Source organism: Caballeronia glathei (assembly GCF_000698595.1).
Lineage (GTDB): Bacteria > Pseudomonadota > Gammaproteobacteria > Burkholderiales > Burkholderiaceae > Caballeronia > Caballeronia glathei.
Genome location: NZ_JFHC01000023.1, coordinates 20536 through 36336, shown reverse-complemented (window position 1 = coordinate 36336; position 15801 = coordinate 20536). Strand labels below are relative to the sequence as shown.

Genomic DNA, 15801 nt, shown 5'->3' with positions numbered 1-15801 from the left:
GCGCGCTTACTGCTTCTTCAGGTCGCGATACGACACGAGGTCATTGATCGGCCCCACTTCCAGCCCCGTCACGCCCGGGCGCGCCGCCACCTGGGACACCTTCTCGAACATGATGACGAAGGGCGAATTCGCGAGCACTTCCTTCTGCATCGCCTGGTACATCTGCGCGCGCTTGCCCGTCGACGATTCCGCGAGCGCCGCCTGCGTCTCTTTGGTCAGTTGCGGGATGTCCCACGAATTGCGCCACGCGAGCATCTTGAAGCTGGACTTGTCGGAGTTGTCCGGGTTCCAGACGAAGCCCTGCGCGTTGCTGTGCGGATCGATGTAATCCGCCGACCATTCGCCGATATAGATGTCATGCTGCCGCGCCCGGTAGCGGCCGAGCGTCTGCTTGTTGTCGCTCGGCATCAGCTGCACCTTGATGTTGCCGAGCGCGAGATTGGCCTGCACCGCCTGCGCGATTTCGCTGTACGGATAGTCGTTGCGCACGTCCATCTTCACCGTGAAGCCGTTCGCGAGCCCCGCCTTCGCGAGCAGCGCCTTCGCCTTCGCGACATCCTGATGGTACGGGTTCGTGTTGAGCGAGCCGAGAAAGCTCTCGGGCAGGAAGGTCTGGTGCACCTTGTACGTGGTGCGGATCACGTTCTTCTGGATACCCTGATAGTCGATCAGCCACTTCATCGCTTCCTGCACTTCGGGCTTCGCGAGATTCGCGTTCTTGTTGTTCAGGCCGAGGTACATCAGGGTGGCCTGCGGCACCGAGCTCACCTTGATCTTGCCCGCCTTCGAGAGCGTGTCGAGATCGTCGGGGCTCAGGTCGCGCGCGACGTCGATGTCGCCGCTCTCGATCATCAGACGCTGGCTCGATGCTTCCGTCACGTGGCGAAGCACGATGCGCTTCATCGCGAGCGGCAGGCGGTAGCCGTCGAAGCGCTGCAGCACGATCGACTCGTTCGCGGTCCATTTCACGAGCCGGTAGGCGCCCGAGCCGGCTTCGTTCGTCTTCAGCCAGCCGTTGCCGAGGTCGTTGCCCTGCTGATGCGACTCGACGAGCTTGCGATCGACCACCGACGCCGGCCACGCGCCGAGCACGTTGAGCACGAAGGTCGGCGCGTACTTCTGGTCGGTCGTGATCGAGACGGTCGTGTCGTCGATCTTCTTCACGTTCGCGAGCGCGTTCTCCTTCGTGAGGCCGATGCCCGCGAGCACGGCGGCCGCGCCCTTGTCGAGGAGCGCCGTGCGCTGGATCGACCACGCGACGTCGTCGGCGGTGAGCGGGTTGCCGGAGTGGAACTTGAGGCCCGGGCGGATCTTGAACGTGAACGTGAGGCCGTCCGGGCTGACCGTCCACGATTGCGCGACGTCGCCGTTGAATTTCGACGGGTCTTTCAGGTCGACGCGCACGAGGCGATCGTACGTGTTCGCCACGTATTCCTCGGGCACCAGTTCGTAGATCTCGCCGGGATCGAGCGTCGTGAATTCGTCGAGCAGCGTTGCCATCACGAACATGTCCTTCGGCGTGGCCGCGTACGCGAGCGAGGCGGTCAGGGTCAGCGTGGATGTGATGGCAAGTGCCGCGAGCGCATTGCGCAAAACCGGTTTCATGTTCGCTTGTCCGTGGTCAGGTGTGGGTTGTTGTTCTCGTGGCTCGCCTACATCAGGCGCAGCGGGCCGCATTCGCTGTTGTCGATCACGGCGAGTTCGCGCGAGCCGGGCAATTCGTAATGCCACCACTCGCTCGCGATGTGAGTGAAGCCGGCGCCGTGCATCACGCCGAGCAAAAGCGTACGGTTGCGCTGCACGTGCTCGGGCAGGCCCGGATGGAAATGCTCGGACTCGGCGACCATCGCGTCGAAGCCCGTGCCCATGTCGAGCTCGGCGCCGCTGGCATCGACGAGCGTCAAGTCGATCGCCGTGCCGCGGCTGTGATTCGAGCCGCGCCCGAGTTCTGCGATATAGGTCGGGTCGGGGAGGAAGTCCCAGAGGACCTGCTGCGCCTGCGGCGGGCGGTACGCATCGAAGATCCTGAGCGTCATGCCGATGCTTCTCGCAATCTCGACCGCCCGGCGCAGACCCGCCTCGGCGGGTTCGAGCAGCAGGCAGTGTGCCGTCTTGTAGATCGGCTTGCCGGTGAAGTTGCGATCGGTCGCGTAGACGAGGTCGATCTGTACGTGGTGGGTTTCGGGGGTGATTTCGACGAGGCGGCGCTGAGTCATTTTTTTGCGGGCGGGATGGAGGGATCGCGGATTTGCCACTGACGGGGCATCGGCATCGGCATCGGCGCGTAAGCGCGGTGGTCGGCGATGTGCGGTTGCGTTCGGTGCTTTCGGCAGGGCTGCATTCGCGAGGGAGGTGCTGCGGGCGGCGCTTCCTGCCCGTGGGCGGAGGCGCAGGTGCCGGTGGGGATGGCACCTTGAACCGACCCATCGCGCGTGCGGGGAAGCGAATGGTCCAGCCGGAATCGAATCTGGAGAACAGCCCGACGATCCGCGCGTCCGCGATTCGCGGACTGGCACGCGGCGGCGCGCAGTATTGCTGGCGGTCGATCGGGGAAACGAACTTCAAATGTCTTCGCGAAGCAAGTCGGCATTGGCGCGATAGTCGGTCGTCAATTGACGTATTGTGAACCAGACATTAAATCAGGCCAAAAATTGCAGGAAAATTATCGGGAGGGGTTTGGTGATTCCTCCAGTTGACACCGTGCTTTCATTTGCCGCAAGGCCCGGCTGTCGCGTCATTTTCACGTTCCGGGCCGTTCGGCCGGACCGAAGCATCCCACGCGGCCGCCCCGCGCGCTCACCCCCCCACCCCCCACCGCGCAAGCGGCACATACTCCGAGCGCCCGAGCAGACTGCGCACGAGCACAAACTCGCTCACAGTCCAGCCGATCGTCTCGACGGTCTCCTCGGGGAAATGACGCTCGTCGTAGAGCAAGGTCACGTGCGGGGTGAAGCGCGACTGCGCCTTGAGCACGAATCCGGCCGTCGCCATGGCGGCGCCGAGCATCTCCTGCAGCGCGATCAGCGGGACCATGCCCGCACTCGCTTTGAGAACAAAAGGCCGCTTGCCGCGTCTGCCCGAAAAGCTTCCGGCACGGTCGAACGCGACATCGAAGGGCGGCATCGCGACGCGTCCGGCCGCGTCACGCGCCATCGCGACGACGTCCTCCGGCACCCCCGCATATGCGCCGAGATGATGCAGCGTGACGTGGAACCGCTCCGCCGCAACGGGCCGCCCCTTAAGCCCGCGCTCGGCGCGCACCCGAAGTGCGAGCCGGGCGAGACGGACGGCCGCGCCGGCATCGGGGTAGATCGCGAAGAAAAGCGAGTCCGTCGGTGCGGGAGCGGTGACGGGGCGCCCTCGTGAGCGATCCACGCTCATGCGCCCCTCACGTGATGAAAGACGCAACACGCACACCGCCGCGTCATCGGACGATCGACCCGCCCCGCATGTTCAAGCGTTTTGCCCGTGATCGACATGGCGCCTCACCGTCGCTTTTATCGCGAATAACGCCGAGCTGAGTCAGCGCGGGACAGGGAGCGACTTCCCGGGCGACGCCCCCTTCACTCCCACTCGATCGTCGCCGGCGGCTTCCCGGAAATGTCGTACACCACGCGATTGATCCCGCGCACTTCGTTGATGATGCGGTTCGAAACATGCCCGAGCAGTTCGTGCGGCAGATGCGCCCAGTGCGCGGTCATGAAGTCGAGCGTCTGGACCGCCCGCAGCGCAACGACGTACTCGTAGGTCCGCCCGTCGCCCATCACGCCGACGCTCTTCACCGGCAGAAACACCGCGAATGCCTGGCTCGTGAGGTCGTACCACGACTTGCCGGTTTCCTGGTCGATGGTATTGCGCAGCGTCTCGATGAAAATCGCGTCGGCGCGGCGCAGCAGGTCCGCGAACTCGCGCTTGACCTCGCCGAGAATCCGCACGCCCAGGCCCGGCCCCGGGAACGGATGCCGGTAGACCATCGCGGGCGGCAGGCCGAGCTTCACGCCGAGCTCGCGCACTTCGTCCTTGAACAGCTCTCGCAGCGGCTCGAGCAGTTTCAGGTTCAGCGTTTCCGGCAAGCCGCCGACATTGTGGTGGCTCTTGATCGTATGCGCGCCCTTCTTGCCCTTGCCTGCGGATTCGATCACGTCCGGGTAGATCGTGCCCTGCGCGAGCCACTTCGCGTCGGTGAGCTTGTCGGCCTCGGTGTGGAACACCTCGACGAATTCCGCTCCGATGATCTTGCGCTTCGCCTCGGGATCGGTCACGCCGGCGAGCTTCGACAGGAACTCGGCGCTCGCGTCGACATGAATCACCTTCACGCCGAGGTGATCGGCGAACGTGGTCATTACCTGCTCGGCCTCGTTCTGGCGCAGCAGGCCGTGGTCGACGAACACGCACGTAAGCTGGTCGCCGATCGCGCGGTGCAGGAGCGCAGCCGCCACCGACGAATCGACGCCGCCCGAAAGACCCAGAATCACATGCTCGTCGCCGACCTGCGCGCGGATCTTCTCGACCGCTTCGTCGATGTAATGCCCCATCTCCCAGTCCGCCTTCGCGCCGCACAGTTCGAGCACGAAGCGGTCGAGCATCGCTCGACCCTGCACCGTATGCGTGACCTCGGGGTGCCATTGCAGGCCATAGAAGCGCCGGTCGTCGTCGGCCATTGCCGCGATCGGGCACGACGGCGTCGACGCCATCAGCTTGAAGCCGGCGGGCAGGTCGGCCACCTTGTCGCCGTGGCTCATCCAGACCTTCAGCATGCCGTGGCCTTCGGGCGTCTGGAAATCCTCGATGCCGTTCAGGAAACTCGTATGGTTGTGCGCGCGCACTTCCGCATAGCCGAATTCGCGCACCTTGCCGAGCTCGACCTTGCCGCCCAGCTGATCGGCCATCGTCTGCATGCCGTAGCAGATGCCGAGCACCGGCACGCCGAGGTCGAACACGATCTGCGGCGCGCGCGGCGACTTGGCCTCGGTGACCGAACTCGGGCCGCCCGACAGGATGATGCCCTTCGGCGCGAACTGGCGGATGAAGACTTCGTCGACGTCGTAAGGGTGGATCTCCGAGTAGACGTGCGATTCGCGGATGCGTCGCGCGATCAGCTGGGTGACTTGGGAGCCGAAATCGAGAATCAGGATTTTGTCGTGCATGGCAGCGGCCAAAGGCGAAGTGAACGGATACGGTAATGGGTGCGCGGGCGGGGGACGGTCATTGGGCCCCTCGCCCGCGCAGAAAAATCGACGGCCGGCGAAGGCCGACCGTGCTTGTACTTGTTGCGCCGGAACGCCGAAGCGCTGGATTCGGACCACGCGCGTTTCGATCATTCGACTAGCGCGGATCGCGGCGGGCCGGATCGGGCGCCAGCCCGGGCTCGATCCGCTCACCCGTTACCGGGTCGATCGGGCGGCCCGTGACGGGGTCGATGCGGGGGTCGATACGCGGGTCGATGCTCCGGCCCGTGGCCGGGTCGAACGAACGGTCTGGCATGCGATCACGCCCAGCCGGGTCCACCGTGCGGCCGGTCGCCGGATCGACTGCGCGGCCCGTGAGCGGGTCGATCGCCGTCGCGGCCGGCGCGGGCGCCGCCGGACGGCCCGCTGCGTCCACGGAAAGACCCGTCGCCGGATCGGTCCAGCGGCCGGTCGCGGCCGTCGTTGCCGATGTTGTAGCAGGCCCCGTCGCGACGGCCGGCCCGGTACGGTAAGCCGGGCTGGCCGGGGATGCAGGCGCAGCGGCTGCGGAAGGCGTCGTCCGAAGCTCGTCGCGCTTTTGAGCGGCGCGCTTCTCGGCCCGTTGCGCCGACGCGGCGCCCGCCAGCGCGGCGCGCTCGCGGCGCCGCACGGCGCCCGAAAGCCGCACGCTGCCAAGCCCCAGGATCAGCAGGATCACGCCGACCAGCGCGGCGACCACCTGGCCGAACCCCGACACCTCCGGCGTGCGCAGCCCGAGCAGCCAGACGAGCAGCACCACGCCCGACAGCCACTCGACATGCCCCGACACCTTCGCGGCGGTCGCCGTCAGCGCGCCGTCGATCGCGGCATGAAACGCGAGCCACGACAAGCCGATCAGCGCAATGCCGAACAGTTGCCCGGCGAACACCGGCTGGACCGCCACGAGTTGCAGCGCGCTGTACAACGTAACCCAGGGCGTTAGCAGAAACAGCACGCCGAACGCCAGAAAAATCAGGGCATTGATGACGAGTACGGCCCGCAGCAACGGTTTCATGATCAGTCCACGTGGTAGTTGGGCGCTTCCTTCGTGATCTGCACATCGTGCACGTGCGATTCGCGCATGCCGGCCGCCGTGATCTGCATGAATTCGGCCTTCTCGTGCATCTCGCGGATCGTGCGGCAGCCGCAGTAGCCCATGCTCGCCCGCACGCCGCCGACGATCTGGAACAGGATCGCGTTCACCGCGCCCTTGTAGGCCACGCGACCCTCGATGCCTTCCGGCACCAGCTTGTCGATGTTCGCGGAGTTGTCCTGGAAGTAGCGGTCCGCGGCGCCGTCCTTCATCGCGCCGACCGAACCCATGCCGCGGTACGCCTTGTACTGGCGGCCCTGGAACAGGAACACGTCGCCGGGAGACTCTTCCGTGCCCGCGAGCATGCTGCCCATCATCACCGCGTCCGCGCCGGCGGCGAGCGCCTTCGCGACGTCGCCGGAAAAGCGCACGCCGCCGTCCGAAATCACCGGCACACCGCTGCCCCGCAACGCTTCCGACACGTTCGACACCGCCGTGATCTGCGGCACGCCGACGCCCGCGACGATCCGCGTGGTGCAGATCGAGCCCGGGCCGATGCCGACCTTCACGCCGTCCGCGCCATACTCGACGAGCGCCTTCGCCGCCGCGGCGGTGGCGATATTGCCGCCGATCACCTCGATATGCGGATAGTTCTGCTTCACCCAGCGCACGCGCTCGAGCACGCCCTGGCTGTGGCCGTGCGCCGTATCGACGACGATCACGTCGACGCCCGCCGCCGCGAGCAGCTCGACGCGCTCTTCGTTCTCGGGGCCGACGCCCACCGCCGCGCCCGCGCGCAGCTTGCCGTGTTCGTCCTTGCAGGCGTCCGGGTGCTCGGTCTGCTTGGTGATGTCCTTCACCGTCATCAGGCCGCGCAGCTCGAACGCATCGTTCACCACGAGCACGCGCTCCAGCCGGTGGCTGTGCATCAGCGCCTTGGCCTGCGCGAGCGGCGTGCCTTCCTTCACCGTCACGAGCCGCTCGCGCGGCGTCATGATCGTGCGCACGGGTTCGTCCAGCCGTTCCTCGAAACGCAGGTCGCGGTTGGTGACAATACCGATCAGCTGCGCTCCCTCGACCACCGGAAAGCCAGAAATGCCGTGCTGCTGCGTGAGGGCGATCACGTCGCGCACGCGCATTTGCGGCGGCACGGTGATCGGGTCGCGCACGACGCCGGACTCGAAGCGCTTCACCTTCGCGACTTCGCGCGCCTGCTCGGCGGCAGTGAGATTCTTGTGGATGATGCCGACGCCACCCATCTGGGCCATCGCGATGGCGAGGCGGCCTTCGGTGACGGTGTCCATGGCGGCGGACACGAGGGGCATGTTCAGGGAGATCTTGCGGGTCAGCTGGGTCTTCAGGCTGGTGTCGCGCGGCAGAACGTTGGAGAACGCAGGCACGAGGAGCACGTCATCGAACGTGAGTGCTTTCTGGATCAGACGCATGGCAAATCCTATGGGCGCAAAAGCGAATTATACCGATAGTTCCCCGGTTTTTCACTGCCCGAACAGCGGCTTACGTCATTCGGATGCAATTTTTGCGCCTTGTGGCGCGCCCCGATTTCGCTTTTCGGTTCGGCCCGTTTTCGGGCCGCGTTCGGTTTTGCGGTTTGGGGCACGCCGCTCGCGGGGGGCGCTTCCGGTCGCATTCCGGGTCACATTCCGGCTCACACCTCGGACCATGCTCCGGGGCGCAGAAAGGCGCGGCACGCACGGCGGCGAGGCAGAGGCACGTTCCGTTGCAGAATTCGACAAGAACGTGGCCGACCCTGCGTGCTACTCTGCGCGCCTTCCTCGAGCAAATTCGGAGACGAAAGATGCAGCGCGGCGTGGTGTGTGGGGTGATGGCGGGCGCCATCTGGGGTTTCATTTTTCTCGCGCCGCGTCTGCTGCCCGATTTTTCGCCCCTCCTCTTGAGCAGCGGCCGCTATGTGATGTACGGGCTGGTGTCGCTTGTCGTGGCGCTGCCGTTCGCGAAAAAGCTCGCCGCGAAGCTCACGCGCGCCGATCTCGTCGCGCTCGTGAAGCTCGCGCTCGTCGGCAACCTGCTCTATTACATGCTGCTCGCGACCGCCGTGCAGATGGTGGGCATCGCGCCTTCGTCGCTGATCGTGGGCATTCTGCCCGTGACGGTCACGCTCGCCGGACGGCGCGATCACGGCGCGATCGACCTGCGGCGACTCTTCTGGCCGCTCGTGTTGGTGATCGGGGGCATCGTGTGCATCAATATCGATGTATTCAGCGACGCCGGCGGCAGCGCAACGAGCGTGCTCACCAAGCTCGGCGGGCTCGCGTGCGCGGCGGGCGCCCTCGCCGCCTGGACGTGGTACGCGGTCGTCAACGCGCGCTATCTGCAGGCGAACACGCATTTCAACGGCAACGAATGGTCGGTGCTGTGGGGCATCGTGACGGGCGTGCTTGGCGCACTGTTGTGGGTGCTCGTGCTCCTGCTGCCGTCCGGTACGGTGCAGGCGGCGGTGTCCACCGAGCGCTGGCAGATGTTCTGGGCCGTGAGCCTCGCGCTCGCGGTCGGCGGCTCGTGGCTCGGCAACACGCTGTGGAATGCCGCCGCGAAGCGCCTGCCGCTCACGCTGTCCGGGCAGATGATCGCGTTCGAGACGCTCTTCGCGCTCCTGTACGCGTTCGTCTACGATGCGCGGCTGCCGCGGCTGCCGGAGATTCTGGCGATCGTTCTGCTGCTTGCGGGCGTGAGCTGGTCGGTGCGGCAGCATGCCGTCGGGAAACCGGCTTCGCGCGCGGAACTCGAGGCGCCCGCGCACTGACGCTGGACAGCGAGGCACGCGGGCGCTCAGCTCAGGCCCGCGCGCCGTAGCGCCCTAGCGCGAATCTTTCGACTGCCACTTCCTGCCTTCGATCGATCCCGCCTTGCGCGACTTATCCACCCTTCGCTGGCGCGCGGTCTTCGGATCGACCTTGAGCGGCCGGTAGATCTCCACCCGGTCGAAATCGGTGAGCACGGTGTCGAGCGGCTTCAGCTTGCCGAAGACGCCGGCCTTCATCGTCGCGGGATCGATCTGCGGGTGGCGCGCGAGCACGCCGCTCGCGTCGATGGCCTCACGCACCGTCGCGCCATCGGGCAAGTCGAGCCGCGCGAGAAAGCTCTCGCCGCCGGGCAGGCCATAGCAGACATCGACGATGAGGCTCATGGCTTTCCGTATTTCTGGTCGGCGCGTTTCACGAACGAATCGACGAACGTGTTCGCGATATGGCTGAACACCGGCCCGATGATCTTTTCGAGAATGATGTTGGAAAACTCGTAGTGCAGCGCGAATTCGATCTTGCAGGCGTCCGCGCGCAGCGGCGTGAAGCGCCAGAAACCGGTGAATTTCTTGAACGGGCCGTCCATGAATTCCATATCGATGTTCGTCGGCCGCTTCTGCGAGTTGCGCGTGGCGAAATGCTGCTTGATTCCCTTGAAGCTGATGTCGATCTTCGCCTCCATGCCGTTTTCATCCTGACGGCGAATCTCGACGCCGCCGCACCACGGGAGAAAATTGGGGTAGTCGGCGACGTCGGTGACGAGGTCGAACATTTCTTCCGCTGAATGGCGGATCAATACGGTTTTCTGGACATCGGCCATAAAGGGCGCACAGCACGTGGCGAGAGTGAAGGCAGCGCGCCTTCTGCCCGACCAGCCGGCCCGGTTCGGCCCCGGCCGGCCGCGAGGCGGCCCGAAGGTCGTCCCGAGGGTGTCCCGGGGTAGTCCCGTGGCCCTGGCAGGCGCCGCGCTGCTAAAATCGCAATTTTAAACGAGTTGGGCACTTTCCATTCATGAGCATCATCGACAACAGAAAGGCGTTCTTCGATTACTTCATCGAAGACCGCTACGAGGCGGGGCTCGTGCTTGAGGGGTGGGAAGTCAAGGCGATCAGGGCCGGCCGCACGCAGATCAAGGAAGGCTACGTCATGATCCGCGACGGCGAGCTGTACCTGATCGGCGCGCACATCAGCCCGCTGCCGGAAGCGTCCACCCACATCCACCCCGATCCCGTGCGCACGAGAAAGCTCCTGCTGCACAAGGAAGAGATCTCGAAGCTGATAGGCAAGGTGGAGCAGCGCGGCCACACGCTCGTGCCGCTCAACCTTCATTACAAGGACGGGCGCGTGAAGTGCGAAATCGGCCTCGCCAAGGGCAAGAAACTGCACGACAAGCGCGAAACCGAGAAGAAGCGCGACTGGGAGCGCGAGAAGGCGCGCATCATGCGCACCTCGACGCGATAGGCGCCGCGCCATGACGAACGGGGCGTCGGCCTGTACGGCCGACGCCCCGTTTGCGCTTGCCGGCACCCCGGTTTCTTTTGCTCAGCCCTTCTTGATGACCCCGCCGCCGTCGCCCTTCACGATCGACAGCGCCGACGCGATCATCGAACTCATCTCCGACAGATTGCCCGGCACGATCAGCGTATTGCCCTGCTTCGCGATGTTGCCGAACGCGCCGACGTACTGCTCGGCGATCTTCAGGTTCACCGCTTCCATGCCGCCGCCCGACTGAATGGCCGCGCCGACCTTTTCGATTGCCTGCGCGTTGGCCTCGGCGACGGCCAGAATCGCCGACGCCTGCCCCTGTGCCTGATTGATCGCCGCCTGCCGCTCGCCCTCGGATTTGTGGATCGCCGCCTCGCGCGCGCCCCAGGCCAGATTGATCTGCTCCTGCTTGCGCCCTTCCGACGCCGCGATCACGGCACGCTTTTCCCGCTCGGCGGTGATCTGCGCCTGCATCGCGTGGAGGATCTCCTTCGGCGGCGTGAGGTCCTTGATCTCGTAGCGCAGCACCTTCACGCCCCAGTTCGACGCGGCTTCGTCGAGCGCGGTCACGATGCTGTGGTTGATGTAGTCGCGCTCCTCGAAGGTCTTGTCGAGCTCCAGCTTGCCGATCACCGAACGCAGCGTGGTTTGTGACAGCTGCGTGATCGCGTAGACGAAATTGCTCGAACCGTACGACGCCTTCATCGCGTCGGTGACCTGGAAGTACAGCACGCCATCCACCTGCAGCTGCGTGTTGTCGCGCGTGATGCAGACCTGGCTCGGCACCTCGAGCGGAATTTCCTTCAGCACGTGCTTGTACGCGACGCGATCGATGAACGGCAGCACGATCGTGAGACCGGGCGTGAGCGTCGCGTGATAGCGCCCGAGCCGCTCGAGCACCCACGCGTGCTGCTGCGGCACGATCTTGATGGTCTGCCCGGCGATCACGACCACGATCACGAGCAGGATTGCCCCGACGATAGTTACGTCCATCTCACCACTCCTTGTTGTTATCTCAATGCTTCAGCGCTTCAGCGCTTTGCCGCCACGACGAGCCGGTTGCCCTGCATCGCCATGATCCTGTACCAGCGCGCGCCTTCCGTTTCGCCGGGCGCGAGCTCGACGTCCCACTCGGCGCCCCGGTACATCGCCCGCGCGTGGCCGTCGTGCCACTCGTTCACCTGCAACGTCTCGCCGATGTCGAGATTCACGCCCGCATCGCGCGATGCGTCGCGCCGCCGCCAGCTTCCGAAACGTGAGCGGCGCAGCGCGATGACCGCGATCAGCGCCACGCCCGCGGCCACCGCCAGCTCGACGGCCAGTTCCGCGCCCGCCCAATGCGCGAGCCCGCCCGCGACGAAGCCGAGCGCGATCATGAGCAGATAGAAGGTGCCGGTGAACAGCTCCAGCACCACGAGCGCGCCGGCTGCGATCCACCAGAAAAGTCCGCTTGCCGCCATGTTGGTCTCCAGACGAATCCCCAATCGAATCCCCAAACGAAAACACCCCGGAATATCCGGGGTGTTTATAGCACGGCAGCCGTCTCTAAAACCGCCTGACTACGGCTGCGTGAAGGGCCCTGCTTACTTCTTCAACGCTTTTGCCAGCGTCTGCCACGTGTCGATGATCGTGTCCGGATTCAGCGACATCGACGCGATGCCTTCCTTCGCGAGCCACTCGGCGAGGTCCGGATGATCCGAAGGACCTTGCCCGCAAATACCGACGTACTTGTCGAGCCGCAGGCACGTCTGGATGGCACGCTGCAACATGAACTTCACGGCCGGGTCGCGTTCGTCGAAGTCCACTGCGAGCAGTTCCATGCCCGAGTCGCGGTCGAGGCCGAGCGTCAGCTGCGTGAGGTCGTTCGAGCCGATCGAGAAGCCGTCGAAGAACTGCAGGAACTCTTCGGCCAGGATCGCGTTCGACGGCACCTCGCACATCATGATGAGCTTCAGCCCGTTCGTGCCGCGCTTCAGGCCGAACTTCTCGAGCAGCCCGACCACGCGCTCCGCCTGCTTCAGCGTGCGCACGAACGGCACCATGATCTCGACGTTGTCGAGCCCCATCTCCTCGCGCACCTTCTTCAGCGCGACGCATTCCATCTGGAACGCCTCGGCGAAGTCGTCCGCGATATAGCGCGACGCGCCGCGGAAACCGAGCATCGGATTCTCTTCGTCCGGCTCGTAGCGCGAGCCGCCGATCAGCTTCTTGTACTCGTTCGACTTGAAGTCCGACAGACGCACGATGACGGGCTTCGGATAGAACGCCGCCGCGATCGTGGCGATGCCTTCGGTCAGCTTGTCGACGTAGAACGCACGCGGCGACGCATGGCCGCGCGCCACGCTTTCGACCGCCTTTTTCAGGTCCGCATCGACGTTCGGGTACTCGAGAATCGCCTTCGGATGAACGCCGATGTTGTTGTTGATGATGAACTCGAGCCGCGCGAGGCCGACGCCCGCGTTCGGCAACTGCGAGAAATCGAAGGCAAGCTGCGGATTGCCGACGTTCATCATGATCTTGACCGGAATCTCGGGCAGCTCGCCGCGCTGGACTTCGGTCACTTCGGTTTCGAGCAGGCCGTCGTAGATCTTGCCTTCGTCGCCTTCCGCGCACGAGACGGTCACGAGCGCGCCCTCCTTCAGCACGTCCGTGGCGTCGCCGCAGCCGACGACCGCCGGCACGCCCAGTTCACGCGCGATGATTGCCGCGTGGCAGGTCCGCCCGCCGCGGTTCGTGACGATCGCCGACGCGCGCTTCATCACCGGCTCCCAGTTAGGGTCGGTCATGTCCGCGACGAGCACGTCGCCCGGCTGCACGCGCTCCATTTCCGACGGATCGTGGATCACGCGCACCGGACCCGCGCCGATCTTCTGGCCGATCGCGCGGCCGGTGGCGAGCACGTTCGACTGTCCCTTCAGCTTGAAGCGCATCTCGGCCTTGCCGGCCGCCTGGCTCTTCACCGTCTCGGGGCGAGCCTGCAGGATGAAGATCTTGCCGTCGCGGCCGTCCTTGCCCCACTCGATGTCCATCGGGCGCTGGTAGTGCTTCTCGATGATCACCGCGTACTTCGCGAGCTCGATCACGTCTTCGTCGGAGATCGAGAAGCGGTTGCGCTGCTCGTGCGCCACGTCGACGGTTTTCACGCGGCCCGGCTCGCCCGGCTTCGTGAATTCCATCTTGATGAGCTTGGAGCCGATCGAGCGGCGGATGATCGGGTACTTGCCCTGCGCGAGCGTGGTCTTGAAGACGTAGAACTCGTCCGGGTTCACGGCGCCCTGCACCACGGTTTCGCCGAGGCCGTAGCTCGACGTGATGAAGACGGCGTCCTTGAAGCCCGATTCGGTGTCGAGCGTGAACATGACACCCGCGGCGCCCACGTCCGAGCGGACCATGCGCTGCACCCCAGCCGACAGCGCGACTTCAGCGTGCGTGAAGCCCTTGTGGACGCGATAGGAGATGGCGCGGTCGTTGTAGAGCGACGCAAACACGTGCTTCATGCGATCGAGCACGTCTTCGATGCCGACAACGTTCAGATAGCTTTCCTGCTGGCCCGCGAACGAGGCGTCCGGCAGGTCCTCGGCGGTCGCGGACGAGCGCACGGCGAACGACAGCTCTTCGGGCGAGCCGCTTTGCAGCGTTTCGAAACCACGGCGGATGTCCTGTTCGAGGCGCGGCTGCAGCGGCGCATCGATGATCCACTGGCGGATTTCCTTGCCTGCTTCGGCAAGCGCCTTCACGTCGTCGACGTCGAACAGCTCGAGGCGCTTCGCGATGCGCTCGGTGAGGTTGTTGTGTTGCAGGAAGTCGCGAAAGGCCAGCGCCGTGGTGGCGAAGCCGGTCGGCACGCGCACGCCGGCGTTCGCGAGCTGGCTGATCATCTCGCCAAGCGACGCGTTCTTGCCGCCGACGATATCCACGTCGGTCATTCGCAACTGCTCGAATGGAACTACATACGCCTGATCCTTTGCGACATCTTTCGCAACATTAACTGCGTTAGTCATACAAGCCCCTGAGGTGGATGGAATTCACGATCGTGCAAGCGGGCTCTCATGCGCGCGCGCTCATTGGAAGCGCGCCGCATCTTGCACAACCTGTTTGATGAGCCATCGCGGCGCAAGTCCAGGCCGGCCGGGAGGCACGACTGGAAAAGGCATCGATCCGGCAAAAAAATGCTCGAATCAACCACAAATTGCAGGGAAAACGCGCGATTCGGTAGCGATTCGGCGAAATCCCATATCAAATTGTTCGCAATTGCTTATCGAACAGGTTGCCGCTATTCTACCGTGCTGGCTCTCGAAATGTTTCAGCCGGGGCCACAAATGCGCAGCTAAATCGACGTCTTCGTGCCTGAACGGTGCGCCGGCGCACATCGTTCCGTTCAGTAGGCTCTTAGTCCGTCCGGTTCAGCGAGCGTTCCGGTTTGAGCGCCTTTGCCCACTCTCGTTCCCCTTCACCGATGCCGCCTTCCGTATTCATCGTCTCCGACGGTACCGGGATCACTGCCGAAACGTTCGCGCACTCGATCCTTTCCCAGTTCGACCAGAAATTCAGGCTCGTGCGCGTGCCGTTCGTCGATTCGAGCGACAAGGCCTACGCGACCGTCGAAAAGATCAACGAGGCGGTTTCGCTCGACGGGCGCCGGCCGATCGTGTTCACCACGCTCGTCGACAGCGAGTCGAACGAAATCGTGAAGCGCTCGAACGCGCTCGTGCTCGACATGTTCCAGACGTTCATCGAGCCGCTCGAGCACGAACTGGAAATCAAGTCGACCCACGCGATGGGCCGCGTGCACCAGAACGCCGACACCGAGGAGTACAAGAACCGCATCGAGGCGATCAACTTCTCGCTCGCGCACGACGACGGCCAGTCGAACCGCAACCTGACCGAAGCCGACGTGATCCTGGTCGGCGTTTCGCGCAGCGGCAAGACGCCGACTAGCCTCTATCTGGCGATGCAGTACGGCGTGAAGGCGGCGAACTATCCGCTGATCCCGGAGGATTTCGAGCGCGGCAGGCTGCCGACGCCGCTTCTCGACCATCGCGACAAGATGTTCGGGCTGTCGATCGATCCGCAGCGGCTCGCGGAGATCCGCAACGAGCGGCGCCCGGGCAGCAAGTACGCGGCGCTCGAAAACTGCCGCTACGAGATCAACGAAGCGGAGACGATGATGAAGCGAGAGGGGGTCAAGTGGCTATCCTCGACGCACAAGTCCATCGAGGAAATCGCGACCACCATCCTGCAGGAAATCAAGCCGGAGCGGCCGTCGTATTACTGAGCGGCCGCCATGCCGAAATCC

14 protein-coding genes are annotated in these 15801 nt (G+C 64.7%); 3 read left to right on the top strand and 11 right to left on the bottom strand.

Annotated features, from left to right (window positions below; genetic code table 11):
- Nucleotides 1-6 precede the first annotated feature (6 nt).
- From BG61_RS16080 to guaB, 6 genes are all read right to left on the bottom strand, one after another.
- A complete protein-coding gene (locus BG61_RS16080; protein ID WP_035933249.1) occupies nucleotides 7-1605 on the bottom strand; it encodes an ABC transporter substrate-binding protein in 1599 nt (532 codons plus the stop codon).
- Between the two features lie 47 nt (nucleotides 1606-1652).
- Complete coding sequence (gene ddpX / locus BG61_RS16075; RefSeq protein WP_035933252.1) at nucleotides 1653-2216, bottom strand: D-alanyl-D-alanine dipeptidase; 564 nt, start codon at nucleotides 2214-2216, stop codon at nucleotides 1653-1655.
- A gap of 580 nt (nucleotides 2217-2796) precedes the next feature.
- On the bottom strand, nucleotides 2797-3381 hold the full coding sequence (gene thpR / locus BG61_RS16070) for an RNA 2',3'-cyclic phosphodiesterase (protein ID WP_035941728.1): 585 nt from the start codon (nucleotides 3379-3381) through the stop codon (nucleotides 2797-2799).
- A 182-nt stretch (nucleotides 3382-3563) separates the two neighbouring features.
- Nucleotides 3564-5147: a glutamine-hydrolyzing GMP synthase gene (guaA, locus tag BG61_RS16065; protein WP_035938148.1), complete on the bottom strand. Its 1584-nt coding sequence runs from the start codon at nucleotides 5145-5147 to the stop codon at nucleotides 3564-3566.
- A 178-nt stretch (nucleotides 5148-5325) separates the two neighbouring features.
- A complete protein-coding gene (locus BG61_RS16060; protein ID WP_035938145.1) occupies nucleotides 5326-6222 on the bottom strand; it encodes a hypothetical protein in 897 nt (298 codons plus the stop codon).
- Between the two features lie 2 nt (nucleotides 6223-6224).
- On the bottom strand, nucleotides 6225-7685 hold the full coding sequence (gene guaB / locus BG61_RS16055) for an IMP dehydrogenase (RefSeq protein WP_035938143.1): 1461 nt from the start codon (nucleotides 7683-7685) through the stop codon (nucleotides 6225-6227).
- A gap of 371 nt (nucleotides 7686-8056) precedes the next feature.
- On the opposite strand from guaB, the gene BG61_RS16050 reads away from it, so the two are divergent.
- On the top strand, nucleotides 8057-9022 hold the full coding sequence (locus tag BG61_RS16050; RefSeq protein ID WP_035938141.1) for a DMT family transporter: 966 nt from the start codon (nucleotides 8057-8059) through the stop codon (nucleotides 9020-9022).
- 54 nt (nucleotides 9023-9076) lie between these two features.
- Here BG61_RS16050 and BG61_RS16045 read toward each other — a convergent pair whose 3' ends face one another.
- Together BG61_RS16045 and BG61_RS16040 are read right to left on the bottom strand one after the other, a co-directional pair.
- The gene (locus BG61_RS16045) at nucleotides 9077-9406 is read right to left on the bottom strand and encodes an RnfH family protein (RefSeq protein WP_035938138.1); all 330 of its coding nucleotides are present in this window, start codon (nucleotides 9404-9406) and stop codon (nucleotides 9077-9079) included.
- A complete protein-coding gene (locus BG61_RS16040) occupies nucleotides 9403-9840 on the bottom strand; it encodes a type II toxin-antitoxin system RatA family toxin (RefSeq protein WP_035938136.1) in 438 nt (145 codons plus the stop codon). The genes BG61_RS16045 and BG61_RS16040 overlap by 4 nt, the downstream gene beginning before the upstream one ends.
- A gap of 191 nt (nucleotides 9841-10031) precedes the next feature.
- On the opposite strand from BG61_RS16040, the gene smpB reads away from it, so the two are divergent.
- Complete coding sequence (gene smpB, locus BG61_RS16035; RefSeq protein WP_035938134.1) at nucleotides 10032-10481, top strand: SsrA-binding protein SmpB; 450 nt, start codon at nucleotides 10032-10034, stop codon at nucleotides 10479-10481.
- 81 nt (nucleotides 10482-10562) lie between these two features.
- On the opposite strand, the gene BG61_RS16030 is transcribed toward smpB, so the two are convergent.
- The 3 genes from BG61_RS16030 to ppsA form a co-directional block, all read right to left on the bottom strand.
- Complete coding sequence (locus BG61_RS16030; RefSeq protein WP_035938132.1) at nucleotides 10563-11498, bottom strand: SPFH domain-containing protein; 936 nt, start codon at nucleotides 11496-11498, stop codon at nucleotides 10563-10565.
- Between the two features lie 38 nt (nucleotides 11499-11536).
- On the bottom strand, nucleotides 11537-11965 hold the full coding sequence (locus BG61_RS16025; protein WP_035938130.1) for an NfeD family protein: 429 nt from the start codon (nucleotides 11963-11965) through the stop codon (nucleotides 11537-11539).
- A 123-nt stretch (nucleotides 11966-12088) separates the two neighbouring features.
- Nucleotides 12089-14506, bottom strand: a complete 2418-nt coding sequence (ppsA, locus tag BG61_RS16020; RefSeq protein ID WP_035938128.1) for a phosphoenolpyruvate synthase — start codon at nucleotides 14504-14506, stop codon at nucleotides 12089-12091.
- Between the two features lie 455 nt (nucleotides 14507-14961).
- On the opposite strand from ppsA, the gene ppsR reads away from it, so the two are divergent.
- Nucleotides 14962-15780 carry a posphoenolpyruvate synthetase regulatory kinase/phosphorylase PpsR gene (gene ppsR / locus BG61_RS16015; RefSeq protein ID WP_035938126.1) on the top strand — a complete coding sequence of 273 codons (819 nt, stop codon included), beginning with the start codon at nucleotides 14962-14964 and terminating at the stop codon, nucleotides 15778-15780.
- Nucleotides 15781-15801 lie beyond the last annotated feature (21 nt).